The sequence below is a fragment of the Pseudomonas sp. AIG genome (assembly GCF_977020205.1).
The window spans coordinates 113346-125505 of sequence record NZ_CDROCK010000008.1; the positions used below are offsets into that span (position 1 = coordinate 113346).

Annotated in this window: 12 protein-coding genes and 2 tRNA genes; 5 read left to right on the forward strand and 9 right to left on the reverse strand. The window is 54.9% G+C overall.

Annotated elements, in window-relative coordinates; translation table 11 throughout:
* Nucleotides 1-200: 200 nt before the first annotated feature.
* Together ACWR1S_RS07685 and ACWR1S_RS07690 are read left to right on the forward strand one after the other, a co-directional pair.
* Nucleotides 201-455: a DUF4224 domain-containing protein gene (locus ACWR1S_RS07685; RefSeq protein WP_454563043.1), complete on the forward strand. Its 255-nt coding sequence runs from the start codon at nucleotides 201-203 to the stop codon at nucleotides 453-455.
* A gap of 2 nt (nucleotides 456-457) precedes the next feature.
* The gene (locus tag ACWR1S_RS07690; RefSeq protein WP_454563044.1) at nucleotides 458-1525 is read left to right on the forward strand and encodes a tyrosine-type recombinase/integrase; all 1068 of its coding nucleotides are present in this window, start codon (nucleotides 458-460) and stop codon (nucleotides 1523-1525) included.
* Nucleotides 1526-1590: 65 nt separating this feature from the next.
* Here ACWR1S_RS07690 and ACWR1S_RS07695 read toward each other — a convergent pair whose 3' ends face one another.
* From ACWR1S_RS07695 to ACWR1S_RS07730, 8 genes are all read right to left on the reverse strand, one after another.
* Nucleotides 1591-2781, reverse strand: a complete 1191-nt coding sequence (locus ACWR1S_RS07695; protein WP_454563045.1) for a hypothetical protein — start codon at nucleotides 2779-2781, stop codon at nucleotides 1591-1593.
* Nucleotides 2782-3059: 278 nt separating this feature from the next.
* Nucleotides 3060-3133: transfer RNA gene (locus ACWR1S_RS07700), tRNA-Cys, on the reverse strand.
* Between the two features lie 46 nt (nucleotides 3134-3179).
* A tRNA-Gly gene (locus tag ACWR1S_RS07705) sits at nucleotides 3180-3255 on the reverse strand.
* A 60-nt stretch (nucleotides 3256-3315) separates the two neighbouring features.
* The gene (pgsA, locus tag ACWR1S_RS07710) at nucleotides 3316-3876 is read right to left on the reverse strand and encodes a CDP-diacylglycerol--glycerol-3-phosphate 3-phosphatidyltransferase (RefSeq protein WP_007950102.1); all 561 of its coding nucleotides are present in this window, start codon (nucleotides 3874-3876) and stop codon (nucleotides 3316-3318) included.
* 32 nt (nucleotides 3877-3908) lie between these two features.
* Nucleotides 3909-5732 carry an excinuclease ABC subunit UvrC gene (gene uvrC / locus ACWR1S_RS07715; RefSeq protein ID WP_127927157.1) on the reverse strand — a complete coding sequence of 608 codons (1824 nt, stop codon included), beginning with the start codon at nucleotides 5730-5732 and terminating at the stop codon, nucleotides 3909-3911.
* Between the two features lie 2 nt (nucleotides 5733-5734).
* Nucleotides 5735-6376 carry a response regulator transcription factor GacA gene (gene gacA / locus ACWR1S_RS07720; protein WP_016984198.1) on the reverse strand — a complete coding sequence of 214 codons (642 nt, stop codon included), beginning with the start codon at nucleotides 6374-6376 and terminating at the stop codon, nucleotides 5735-5737.
* A 127-nt stretch (nucleotides 6377-6503) separates the two neighbouring features.
* The gene (locus tag ACWR1S_RS07725) at nucleotides 6504-6947 is read right to left on the reverse strand and encodes a GNAT family N-acetyltransferase (RefSeq protein WP_454563046.1); all 444 of its coding nucleotides are present in this window, start codon (nucleotides 6945-6947) and stop codon (nucleotides 6504-6506) included.
* Nucleotides 6944-7705: a carbon-nitrogen hydrolase family protein gene (locus tag ACWR1S_RS07730; protein WP_454563047.1), complete on the reverse strand. Its 762-nt coding sequence runs from the start codon at nucleotides 7703-7705 to the stop codon at nucleotides 6944-6946. The genes ACWR1S_RS07725 and ACWR1S_RS07730 overlap by 4 nt, the downstream gene beginning before the upstream one ends.
* A gap of 616 nt (nucleotides 7706-8321) precedes the next feature.
* Between ACWR1S_RS07730 and ACWR1S_RS07735 the strand changes: the two genes are divergently transcribed.
* A complete protein-coding gene (locus tag ACWR1S_RS07735) occupies nucleotides 8322-9398 on the forward strand; it encodes a 3-deoxy-7-phosphoheptulonate synthase (protein WP_454563048.1) in 1077 nt (358 codons plus the stop codon).
* Nucleotides 9399-9453: 55 nt separating this feature from the next.
* Here the strand turns inward: ACWR1S_RS07735 and ACWR1S_RS07740 are convergent, their stop codons facing one another.
* Nucleotides 9454-10533: a hypothetical protein gene (locus tag ACWR1S_RS07740; RefSeq protein WP_454563049.1), complete on the reverse strand. Its 1080-nt coding sequence runs from the start codon at nucleotides 10531-10533 to the stop codon at nucleotides 9454-9456.
* Between the two features lie 336 nt (nucleotides 10534-10869).
* Between ACWR1S_RS07740 and ACWR1S_RS07745 the strand changes: the two genes are divergently transcribed.
* Complete coding sequence (locus ACWR1S_RS07745; RefSeq protein ID WP_454563071.1) at nucleotides 10870-11739, forward strand: lipase family alpha/beta hydrolase; 870 nt, start codon at nucleotides 10870-10872, stop codon at nucleotides 11737-11739.
* Nucleotides 11740-11836: 97 nt separating this feature from the next.
* Nucleotides 11837-12118, forward strand: a complete 282-nt coding sequence (locus ACWR1S_RS07750; RefSeq protein WP_007912303.1) for a peptidylprolyl isomerase — start codon at nucleotides 11837-11839, stop codon at nucleotides 12116-12118.
* Nucleotides 12119-12160: the final 42 nt, after the last annotated feature.

Consider the following 12160-nt stretch of genomic DNA (forward strand, 5'->3'; position numbering starts at 1 on the left):
CACGTATTGCTGGGTACAGACTCCGCATGCGCCAAGTAAACGAGTGCCGAGATAGGCAGCGCTACGGCTGTCGTCCAAACCTGCAGTAGCCCTGACGGTTTGCGGCCCTCGAGGCAGACAGCCAATTTCCTCCTGGAAAGACTAAATGCGCCCTCTGAACAATATAAAAAGCCACGAGACACTTTCTCTTTGGAACAAGCATGAATCGAGAAAACCAGCCTCCGTTGGCGAGCGAAACGCTTTCGGAAGATGAACTGGCAACCATTACCGGATACAAGACACCGTGTTTCCAGCGCCAGTGGCTTACCCGCAACGAATGGGAATACGTCCTCACGGGCGCACAACGTCCAGTCGTGGGCCGTGTTTACGCTCGTTTAAAACTTGCCGGGGTAAAGCCGTCAGCCAACAACGCTGTCGCCGAAACCTGGTCCCTTGATCTATCTCGCGTGAACTAATAATGAGACTGAAAAAGCCTGAAAACCGAGACCTTCCCCCTCGGATGATCCGCCGCTCACGAAAAAGAAAAAATGGCCAGATTTGGGTGGGCTATTACTACAACGGCAGGGACGCCGAGGGGAATCGCGTAGAGATTCCCCTCGGCGGCGATCTCGACGAAGCAAAGATTGAATGGGCGCGGCTCGATCGCAAAGCTACTCCCAAACCGGCCCACTTGATGGGCCGGCTTTTTGACGATTACGAAAAGAAAGTGATCCCAGCCCTGAAGCCTGGAACGAAAAGCGACTACCTTAAGGGTCTCAAGCAGCTACGAAATGCATTTGAATCAGCCCCAATCGAAGCAATTACGCCCCAAGTGATTGCTCAGTATCGAGACGCCCGCACGGCCAAGGTGCGCGCCAACCGCGAGATAGCGCTCCTTTCAACGATGTTCACCTTCGCTCGCGAGTGGGGACTGACCGACAAGTCCAACCCCTGCTTTGGTCTTCGTCGGAACAAGGAGACACCTCGGGACTTCTATGCCGGCGATATCATCTGGAACGCGGTGTACGAACAGGCCGGGCAAGACCTCAAGGACGCAATGGACTTGGCATATCTAACAGGCCAGCGGCCGGCAGACGTGCTCAAGGCATCCACCACCGACCTCAACCATGGCTTTCTGATGGTTGGCCAAGGTAAGACCGAAAAGCGCCTTAGGATCCGCCTCTATGATGGGGACAACGAGACGGACCTTTGCCGCTTTATCAACGGCCTACTTGATCGGCGGGCCGAAGTTGGCACCAAAACATCGATCCTGATCACAAACCAAGCAGGCTTACGTATGAGCTATAACATGCTGCGGAATCGTTGGGACGAGGCTCGAGAAAGAGCTGCGTCAAAAGCTGCAATCGAAGGTGATATGGAACTTGCTATCGCGATTCGGAAGTTCCAGTTCAGGGACATTCGCCCCAAAGCCGCCAGTGAAATTGAAGACATTGCTAATGCAAGCCGTTTGCTTGGGCATTCGACTCAAGAGATGACAAAAAAGATTTATCGCAGAGTTGGAGAAATCGTCAACCCCACAAAATGAACTATCCAAATAAAATGCTCGTCACTAGAAATCTAATGACGAGCGCTCAAAATGCCAAGGCTGTATCAAGAGATTTTAGTTTCCTTGACAGTAACATTACGCACTACCAAAGCCCCAGAATCCTCACTCATGAAGCTAAACTCAGACACATCATCCCACCCCCCGGAAATAAAATCCTTGTTGGGATCAAGTTCAAGATGCTCTGACAGTTCTTGCACTTCTACAAACCAACTCCCGACCTGTTCAAGTGATGAAGTTTCAGAAAGGATAAATCCAAGCTCAGTCAACGAGGTCATCAAATGTCGCGCATAGGCAGGAAGCTTATAACAAGACGCTACAATCTCATCTAGCTCCTTGTCCGAACAAGCCCCTTCCAGCTTCATCCGCAATTCAGCTCGCTGACGAAGCATTTTCAAAACTCGAATAACTTTAAATAAGGCGTTTTCACCCTCTTCGATGTACATTAAGCCAACAGCTCTAATTTCTCGTGTAACAGCCTCTCCCCGCTTGTATTTATCAATGCTAGCTCGACGTTGACTTTTTTTCTTAGCGCTTTTGAATTTTTCTAATGGAACCAGAACCGCAGCAACGATACTTCCCACAACGGCAAGGGATACCAAGAACGCAAAAGTATAGATTGCCATCCTTACAGGTTGAATCCACCAACTATCAGTTACGACAAAGTTATCAGTCGTAGAATTATGCTGCGACTCTGCGTTTCTAAACTGAATTGCTGGCGTACCTGCAATTTTACCTAACGGAGAGATACTTGGCTTATCAACTTCATCCCCTAAAACCAAGAAGCTCACGAACACTGTATCGCCTGGCTCAATGATTGATGGCGATAACGTTATCTTATTTCCGCTTTGATTAAGTGTAAAATTTCTCCTCAAGTACTCCACTGATGTTCGAAGAGATGGCGTATCAACTAATTTTCCTTTTTCAACCAAAAAACCCACCGGGTCATTTTCATCGAAGTCGATTTTTCGGATTTCAGCGTTTCCTTCATTTCGAATAGTAGCGCTTATGACCCAGAGTGTTTTTTTTGTATCTCTTAGATTCTCACCTGCGTAGGAAACCTCAAGACCACCCACAGCTTTATGTATATCCAGTACTTTAGCTGGCGGCGCAACTGTAATACTGATTTCACCTTTACGTTCATAGTAAAAGGTTTGATAAATCGCGAAAATAACGCTCATTATTGTAACAACCGCCATAAAACTTTGAGAGCGGATAGCAAGCCAAATTCTCTTCATTACCAATCCTTTGAAAAAATCGCCGAGTACTAATTATATTGTTGCACTTCAAAACTTGAATCTTTGAGAATTATAAATCTCAGGCAAGACAAAAAGCCATCCTTTCGACATCATCAATTCTGCACTTGGCAGTGTACCGTTCCCCACACGATCCAGAGGAAAATATGTCCTCGTAGAAGCGTAGGTTGCGGAATTCAGACGAAAAATTGCGGAACACCCAACTTTCTTGGAGGCAATAAAAAACCCCGTAGATCACTGATCTACGGGGCTTTTAATAGTGGAGGCCGAGGTCGGAATCGAACCGGCGTAGGTGGATTTGCAATCCACTGCATAACCATTTTGCTACTCGGCCTCAAAGTATCTGCTGTCAGTAGCACAACAACAAACACTGTACAAATTGGAGCGGGAAACGAGACTCGAACTCGCGACCCCGACCTTGGCAAGGTCGTGCTCTACCAACTGAGCTATTCCCGCTTGGTGATGCGCATTCTATAGAATTAAGAAGCTCCGTCAACCCCTTGATTCAAAAAAGTTTTATTTCTTTTCAACATCGGTCTTCAGGTGCGGCCAAGCGGCGCGAAGGTATTGAACCATCGACCACAACGTCAGGCCGGCGGAGACCATCAGCAAGGCATAACCCAGGATAACCCAGAAACTGAAGTCCTTCGGATTGGCCAGCAGGATCACCAACGCGAGCATCTGCGCGGCGGTTTTCCATTTGCCGAGATTCGAAACGGCTACGTGGGCACGGGCACCGAGCTCGGCCATCCATTCACGCAACGCCGACACCACGATCTCGCGACCGATGATGACAGCAGCCGGCAGAGTGAGCCAGAGATTGCCGTGTTCCTGGACCAGCAGCACCAGAGCCACTGCGACCATGAGTTTGTCGGCGACCGGATCGAGAAACGCACCGAACGGCGTGCTTTGCTCCAGACGACGAGCCAGATAACCATCCAGCCAGTCTGTCGCTGCCGCAAAGGCAAACACCGAGGCGGAGGCCATGTAACTCCACTGATATGGCAGATAGAACAGCAAAATGAAGATCGGGATAAGCAGGACGCGTAGAACGGTAATCAGATTAGGGATATTCATCGGCACAACTGGCTACGAGGTGAAGGGGCATTCTACTCGCTATGCAGGTTCGCATAAATCGACTCAGCGAGCTTTTTACTGATCCCCGGGGCTTTGGCGATCTCTTCGATGCTTGCACGAGACAGCTCCTGCAATCCACCAAAATGTTTCAACAAGTCGCGACGCCGAGTTGGCCCAACGCCTGCAACGCCTTCCAGCGTTGACGTACGGCGGGTTTTACCACGGCGCGCACGGTGTCCGGTAATTGCAAAGCGGTGAGCCTCATCGCGGATCTGTTGAATAAGGTGCAACGCCGGCGAGTCGCCACGCAATGTGAACTCATGCGCTGCATCATTCAGATACAACGTTTCGAAGCCGGCCTTGCGGGTTGCACCTTTGGCGACACCCAGCAGGATCAGGTCCGGCACGGCCAACTCGTTGAGAACATCTCGAGCCATCGACAACTGACCCTTGCCACCGTCCACCAGCAAGATGTCCGGTAACTTGCCCTCGCCTTCCTTGAGTTTGCTGAAGCGTCGCGTCAGGGCTTGGTGCATGGCGGCGTAGTCGTCACCCGCCGTCACACCTTCGATGTTGTAGCGCCGGTAGTCCGACTTGATCGCGCCTTCCGGGCCAAACACCACACAGGAAGCAACCGTGGCCTCACCACTGGAATGACTGATGTCGTAGCATTCCAGACGCTGCGGCGGCTCATCCAGGTTCAACACTTCGGCCAAGGCTTCAAACCGCGCGGCGGTGTGTTGACGGTTGGCCAAGCGCGCGCCCAACGCCTGCTCTGCGTTGGTCACCGCCAGTTGCTGCCAGCGCGCACGAGTACCACGCACACGATGACTGATGGCCAGTTCGCGGCCACGCAGTTCATGGATCGCTTCGATCAGCGTCGGAAAATCTTCGTGCACCACGTTGACGATCAGTTCGCTGGGCAAATCGCGCTCAGGGCTGCTGATGAAATACTGGCCAAGAAACGCGGCCATGACTTCCGACACGTCTTCTTCGATCCCGACTTGCGGGAAGAAATTCTTGCTGCCCAACACGCGCCCGCCACGGACACTGATCAAATGCACGCAGGCGCCGCCCGGATTGACGAATGCCGCAATGACATCGATATCCCCCGTGCCGCCTTCCATGCTCTGTTGATCCTGAACCCGACGCAACAGAGCGATCTGGTCGCGCAACTCGGCAGCGCGCTCGAACTCCAGGTTGATCGCCGCCTCTTCCATCGCCGTCGACAGTTCGTTGGTCAGCGCATGACTACGCCCCTCAAGAAACATGACCGAGTGACGCACGTCTTCGGCATAAACCTCGGGCTCGACCAGCCCGACGCAAGGCGCTTTACAGCGTTTGATCTGATATTGCAGACATGGACGGGTACGGTTCTTGTAGTAGCTGTCTTCACACTGGCGAACGAAGAAGGTCTTTTGCAGCAGACTCAGGCTTTCGCGTATGGCACCGGCGCTCGGATAGGGACCGAAGTATTTGCCTTTGGCTTTTTTCGCCCCGCGATGAATGCTCAGGCGCGGAAATTGACCGTCGGACAGAAACACATAGGGATAGGATTTGTCGTCGCGCAACAGAATGTTGTACGGCGGCCGCCACTCCTTGATCAGCGTTTGCTCAAGCAGCAGCGCTTCTGTTTCGTTGGCGGTGATGGTGGTTTCGACCTGCGCAATGCGCCCGACCAACGCGGCAGTCTTGGGTGCCAGACCGGTTTTTCGAAAGTAGCTGGCCAGGCGTTTTTTCAGGTTCTTGGCCTTACCCACGTACAACAGGCGCGCATCGCTGTCGAACATGCGATAGACGCCAGGGCGCCCACTGACTGTCGACAGAAACGCGCCGGAATCGAATGTTTCAGTCATGGTCAGAGGCTGGCATCAACCATGCCGTGACGCACCGCCAACAGTGTCAACTCGACGTCGCTGCTGATCGAAAGCTTCTCGAAAATACGGTAGCGGTAGGTGTTCACGGTTTTCGGCGACAGGCACAACTTGTCGGAAATGATCTGTACCTTCTGACAGCCGACAATCATCAAGGCGATCTGAATTTCCCGCTCGGACAAGGCATCGAAGGGCGAATCGTTGGACGGCTGAAAGGACTTGATGGCCAATTGCTGGGCAATCTGCGGACTGATATAGCGCTGGCCGGCAAACACCAGGCGAATGGCTTGAACCATTTCCGGCAAACCCGCGCCTTTGGTGAGATAGCCCGCAGCCCCTGCCTGCAGCAGACGTGTCGGGAAAGGGTCCTCTTCACACACCGTCACCGCGACCACTTTGATATCCGGATGACTGCGCAACAGTTTGCGCGTGGCTTCCAGGCCGCCGATGCCAGGCATCTTGACGTCCATCAGCACCACATCGGGCTTCAACTCTCGGGCCTTGATCAGGGACTCTTCCCCGGATTCGGCCTGGCCAACCACCTGCAAGCCATCGATATCGGCCAGCATACGTGTAATGCCTGTACGAACGAGATCATGGTCATCGACCACTAGCACCCTAATCAAGCAGACACCTCGCGATATGGTCATATTGGGATGCCGGACACCTTAGCAAAAAGCGCCACGCAGACCTAGCGGAAAGCGTCATTTAAAAAGTTTCAATTCATCATTGAAGGCTTGCAGGCCGTGGGTTTCAGAGCACATGTGTACTGATATCAAGCTGCATGCGCAGAAAACACTCGTCCCGGCCCTGCACCTGTAGTCCTTTTCTTTCATACAAGTTTCTCGCCGGATTATTTTCAAATACGGTCAGCCGCAAAGCCGGACGCCTCTCTTTGCGAGCCATGTCGATAACCTGATCGATCGCCCAGGAACCCGCGCCCTGCCCCTGAAACGGCTCAGCCATCTGCAGTTCACGAATGTACAAAGCGCGCATATCCCGGCTGAGGCTGAGGAAACCCAGCGGCACATCACCCTGCACTATCAGCCAGTTCTGTCGCCCCGGCCACGCGACATCAAACGCCTCGTCCTGCCATAACAGGTCATGGCGAATGTAATAGCGCAACATGTTCCGACAGGTGAGATCGCGGGCAAACGCCAGATCCTCTGGAACCGCACGCCGTAACTGGAATGTCATTGAGCTTGCACAACAGGAACGACTCGCCCCTGCCAAGCACCGTCGTTACGCTGGGCGACGACCAAAAGGTCGCCCGCCCCCGGTGCTGCGACGATCAATGAACCGTCTTCAGACCAGATCCCCCCCCCCCCCGCAGTTTCCCCCCCGCCAGTCAGCCCACCGTGATTGGCCATCAGCACTGCCATCGAGTGTTGCCGGGCATAGCCCTGCAGTATTGCGGTGTCGGCTGCGTAACCCTTCTCGCTGATCAGTACACCGGCGGCGTATAAACCTGCGCCCTGATCTGCGGCCGCTGCGGCATGGCTGGCATGTGAGAAATCGGCGCACACCGCCAACGCGACCACTTCACCGCCAATGTTCAGTGTCGGCCCGCCGAGACCCGGGGCAAAAACAATCTCTTCGCCTGAGTGCAAATGCTGCTTGGTATAGACAGCGAGCGATCCGTCACAGCCAAGCATCAGGGCGCCGATCAAAATCGATTCACTGTCTCCCAGCCGAATCGGCATGCCGACAACGGCAGTTACGCCCAGCGCTCGGGCCAAATCCCTGAGCGGTTGCAGCACATCATCTTGCGGAGCAATTGCCAACGCTGCCGCCACTTCTCCTTCGTAGCCAGTCAACGACAACTCGGGAAAAACCAGCAATTGGACGCCCTGCTCCGCCGCCATCTCGATGAAGCGACTGTGCCGGGTAATATTTCCAGAAAGATCCCCAGCAATGGAAATCATCTGGGCAGCAGCAATGGTCAGTGTCGGCACGGTTCATCCTTGGCAATCAGGCAAAACGCAGAGTGTCACCACTCTTGCGTGACCCTGGCAATAGGCGTTTTGTTGATTACGCGATAGCAATTTCTGATTGCTGAGGCGTATCGGCCTCTAGTAAGCTCGGCCCATTCATTGGAGACAGACCATGTCCAACGCCCTCTCACAGCTTCGTACCGCCAGCGCCTTGCGCTCGGTTGCGGCTGCCCGGGTGAATGACGTTTGCGCTCCAGCCAGCTTTTATTTTGGGTATTGGTTTAGCCACTGGCGCGCCTGATACCCAAACGGCGCCCATGACAACGGGTCGCCTACCAGAGAATTCTCAACCCCCGGTCGGCCTCCCGACCGGGGGTTTTGTTTTTTCAGCCCCAAACTTTTTCAGCAACACATCAGACACTTTGAGGAATCACGAAATGAACTACGCCACTTATTACCGTTACGACAGCTTTAGCGCCTGGCGATTTACCAGCTTCCGCTCGGGACAGCCTGCCGCCTCCGATCGGTCACCTATAGGTGGCAAGCACACACACGTAGCCAATACGGCCAACTGTCGAACACCCCAGTAGGGCCGAGCGAGCGGGAAGTACCCGCCGCCAGCCCAGGAAAACCGAATATGAACTCGTCCGTTTCTGCTCTGCCACTGTCCACTCTGAACTCTGCCAACGAAGCGTTGACCCTGCGTCTGCCCAGCTCGTTGCAACTCAAGCAACAATTGCCCCTGAGCAATGCCTTGAGCCAGCAAGTCGCCGCCCATCGCCAAGCGGTTCGCGCCATTCTCAATGGCCAGGATCAGCGTCTGCTGGTCATCGTCGGCCCCTGCTCCATCCACGATCCGCAATCCGCACTTGAGTACGCCGGCAAACTCGCTCGACTGGCTGAAGCAGTCAGCGGTGAAATGCTGCTGGTGATGCGCGCCTACGTGGAAAAACCGCGTACCACGGTCGGCTGGAAAGGCCTGGCCTACGATCCGCATCTGGATGGCAGTGATGACATGGCTGGCGGCCTTACCCTGTCGCGAGAGCTGATGCTGGAAATGATCCGCCTCGGCTTGCCAGTGGCCACCGAATTGCTGCAGCCCATGGCGGCCGGGTACTTCGATGACCTGTTGAGCTGGGTGGCCATTGGTGCGCGTACCACTGAATCGCAAATCCACCGGGAAATGGCCAGTGGATTGAGCATGCCCGTGGGCTTCAAGAATGGCACCGACGGCGGTGCAGCCATTGCGGTTGACGCCATGCGTTCGGCAGCACATCCGCACCGGCATTTCGGCGTCGACAGCCAAGGCCATCCGGCAATAATTCAGACGCCTGGCAACCCCGACACCCACCTGGTACTGCGCGGGGGCCACAAAGGTCCGAACCATGACAGCGAGAGCGTGGCGAAAATCCACGCCGACCTGAACCGACTGAAGATACCGAGCCGAATCATGGTCGACTGCAGTCACGCCAACAGTGGAAAAGATCCACTGCGTCAGCCAGGCGTTTTCAACGAAGTGCTTGAGCAACGCCTGCAGGGTGATCGCGCACTGATTGGCATGATGATTGAGTCTCACCTGTTCGAAGGTTGCCAACCGCTGAGCGCATCTCTGCGCTACGGGGTTTCGATTACCGATGGCTGCCTCGGTTTCAGTGCAACAGAAGACTTGCTGCTTGCCGCCTCCCAGCGCCTCGCCGTGCACGCCATAGACTGAGTGCCAGGTGTGCCCTCCGGTTTTATCGCCAACCGGAGGGCGCTCCGGGCTAGCGCTACGCTTCCACTCGCACCTCGACCACCGCAGATTCCTGACTGACATCGTCCAGACGTTCAACCGTGTAGGCCACACGCACGGTCGTGCCATGGTGCTCACGCCAGAATCTGTGCGGCACGATAAAAATCAGCGGTTTTCCTGCGGTCTCTCGAGCTATCTCCCGGTCATCCCGATGATTGAAAAGATCGCCGTCGCACTTGAGATAAACCAATTCACCTTCCTGTGTCTGAGCATTACCGATCACGATGGTGACCCCGTCGATCGAATCCTCTTTCAGCAACACGCCATCTTCAGCCTCAAGAACATCGGGAGCGTCCAGTTCACCACGAAGGAACGGAGTGACGAGGAGTCTTGCCGACTCGGATTCTCGAACCGCTCCACCGGACTGTTCGACTCGATAGCGCACCGACACCTCACCACCGAGATGTGCAGCAATGTGTGCCCCGTCAATCCAGAATGACAGCACGTCAGCGACCGCAAAGGTTTCGACCTTCAGGCTGTCGCTGAACGTTGCAGGCATTGCGTCAGCGCCCCACAACAATGTGACACGATCACCCGCAGCCATTCGGGCGTAAGGCTGCAGCACGACAAGCGTGCCTTCCGTCACTCGTGCCGGATCCAGTGTTCCCCTGATCGTCCCCTCGACAATCGGCGCCAGCAACTGCGGCCGTGTATCTCCTACAGACAGCTGCACACGCGCAGAAAACACAGCAGCGGACGAGCTCGCACTCAGCAGTTTCCAGTAAACCTCCAGCGACCCGCCATCCAGCGCCGCGATATGCATGCCTTTGATGACGAAAACAACTTCTTTGCCGACCTGAGCTTCGCTGACATAGCGAACCATTTCATGCTGATAAGCAAAGCCTTCTATATCCAGGCCCTCCCAACTCAACAGTAACCGGTCACCACAGGCCATATTTGCATAAGGGGCGATACGGACAACGACCTTGCCCAGCGAAGGATCAAGCACCGTCCCCTCGAGGCAATCGAGGGTCGCCGCTGGCAGCAGTTCACTCGACACGCAGGGACTGACGGGGTGGCGCATCCGGTAGCAAAACTCGACTTCGTGCGTGTGCATTAGTGGCTCCATTCCTTGGAAAAAACGCCGTATCGGTGGACGGCGTCGACAGCCCACATTTAACGCGAACCCTCCTATTTTCGATGTCAGCCCGATCCGCCGCAGACACCCGGCAAAAGCTTCCGACGAGGTAGGCAAACTGCACAAAACCACGATCAACCAAGCGAAAGATGGCCGTAACTTCCGATTCGGATTTCATAAGTATCTGAAAATTCGTACATAACTTAGTCCAGATTCAACCACCAAAAGATGCCTCTTCTTACTTCCTCAACGGGATGAGTGTTTTAGAGTGGCCTCCGAACTCCCCCGATGAACTTCTGTGAAAAAGGTAAGAACATGCAACGGAATGCTTCAACTCGCTATCCCATCCTGTTGGTACATGGCCTGTTCGGATTCGAGCGCATCGGTCATTTTGAGCTGTTCCATGACGTAAAGGACGCTTTGAAGACCGCCGGCAACCGAGTGTTTGTTCCGCACCTTTCCGCCACCCATAAAAATGAAATACGGGGTGAACAACTGCTCGCACAGATCGACCGGGTCTTGCGAGGCACGGGTGCCGACAAAGTCAACCTCATCGGACACAGCCAGGGAGCACTGGCTGCTCGATACGCTGCGGCGCTTGCCCCACACGCTGTAGCTTCGGTGACCTCCGTCAGTGGCCCGAACCACGGCTCGGAACTGGCTGACTTTCTGCGCAAGGCACTGGTGCCCGGGCGACTGCCCGAGGCGGTTGCACAGAATGTCGCGACACTGTTTGGCAATTTTCTTTCGTTGCTCAGTGGCAGTGTGACGTTGCCGCAGAACGCTTTGGCGGCGCTCAATGCACTGACGACCGAGGGCGTGGGCGATTTCAACGACAAGTTTCCGCAAGGGTTGCCCAGCACCTGGGGCGGCCACGGCCCGGAGCAGGTCAATGGCGTGCGCTATTATTCATGGAGCGGCGTCCTGCCAGCAGACAGCCCGGCGACACTCGACCCGACACAAAGCATCTGCCATGCGCTATCGCAATACTTCATGACCGAGACGCAGCAGAACGATGGCTTCGTCGGCCGCTTCAGTTCTCACCTGGGGCAAGTGATCCGCTCCGACTATCCACTGGACCATCTGGGCAGCCTGCGCCGCACGGCCAGAACAGTGACGGCCCTGCCCGACCCGATTGAACTCTATGTTGAACATGCCGCACGTCTGCGTGCTGCGAATCTCTGATCCGCGCCCCGGACAATCGAACGGAACTTTGCCGAGAATTCGCCCACTGAATCCGGTAGGCTCCACACTTTACTGAAATAGATTGGAGAGTTTCCCCATGGCTAAAGCCACTGCCCGCCACATCCTGGTTTCCAGCGAAGACAAGTGCAACGAACTCAAGGCCCAGATCGAAGGCGGCGCTGATTTCGCCGAAGTCGCCAAAGCCAACTCCACCTGCCCGTCCAGCCGTCAGGGCGGTGACCTGGGTTCGTTCGGTCCTGGCCAGATGGTCAAGGAATTCGACACCGTGGTCTTCAGCGCGCCAATCAACGTCGTGCAAGGTCCGGTGAAGACTCAGTTCGGTTATCACCTGCTTGAAGTCACCAGCCGTCAGGACTGATCCGTCGCCTGATTGCTCACCAACGGCCCGCCTTCTGGTGGG

What these genes read in the sequence shown, in the direction of transcription:
- pgsA (WP_007950102.1), bottom strand. Translation starts at nt 3,876, where the DNA reads ATGAATATCCCTAATCTGATTACCGTTCTACGCGTCCTGCTTATCCCG.
- ACWR1S_RS07690 (WP_454563044.1), top strand. Translation starts at nt 458, where the DNA reads ATGAGACTGAAAAAGCCTGAAAACCGAGACCTTCCCCCTCGGATGATC.
- ACWR1S_RS07725 (WP_454563046.1), bottom strand. Translation starts at nt 6,947, where the DNA reads ATGACATTCCAGTTACGGCGTGCGGTTCCAGAGGATCTGGCGTTTGCC.
- ACWR1S_RS07735 (WP_454563048.1), top strand. Translation starts at nt 8,322, where the DNA reads ATGAACTCGTCCGTTTCTGCTCTGCCACTGTCCACTCTGAACTCTGCC.
- uvrC (WP_127927157.1), bottom strand. Translation starts at nt 5,732, where the DNA reads ATGACTGAAACATTCGATTCCGGCGCGTTTCTGTCGACAGTCAGTGGG.
- ACWR1S_RS07750 (WP_007912303.1), top strand. Translation starts at nt 11,837, where the DNA reads ATGGCTAAAGCCACTGCCCGCCACATCCTGGTTTCCAGCGAAGACAAG.
- ACWR1S_RS07740 (WP_454563049.1), bottom strand. Translation starts at nt 10,533, where the DNA reads ATGCACACGCACGAAGTCGAGTTTTGCTACCGGATGCGCCACCCCGTC.
- ACWR1S_RS07695 (WP_454563045.1), bottom strand. Translation starts at nt 2,781, where the DNA reads ATGAAGAGAATTTGGCTTGCTATCCGCTCTCAAAGTTTTATGGCGGTT.
- ACWR1S_RS07745 (WP_454563071.1), top strand. Translation starts at nt 10,870, where the DNA reads ATGCAACGGAATGCTTCAACTCGCTATCCCATCCTGTTGGTACATGGC.
- ACWR1S_RS07685 (WP_454563043.1), top strand. Translation starts at nt 201, where the DNA reads ATGAATCGAGAAAACCAGCCTCCGTTGGCGAGCGAAACGCTTTCGGAA.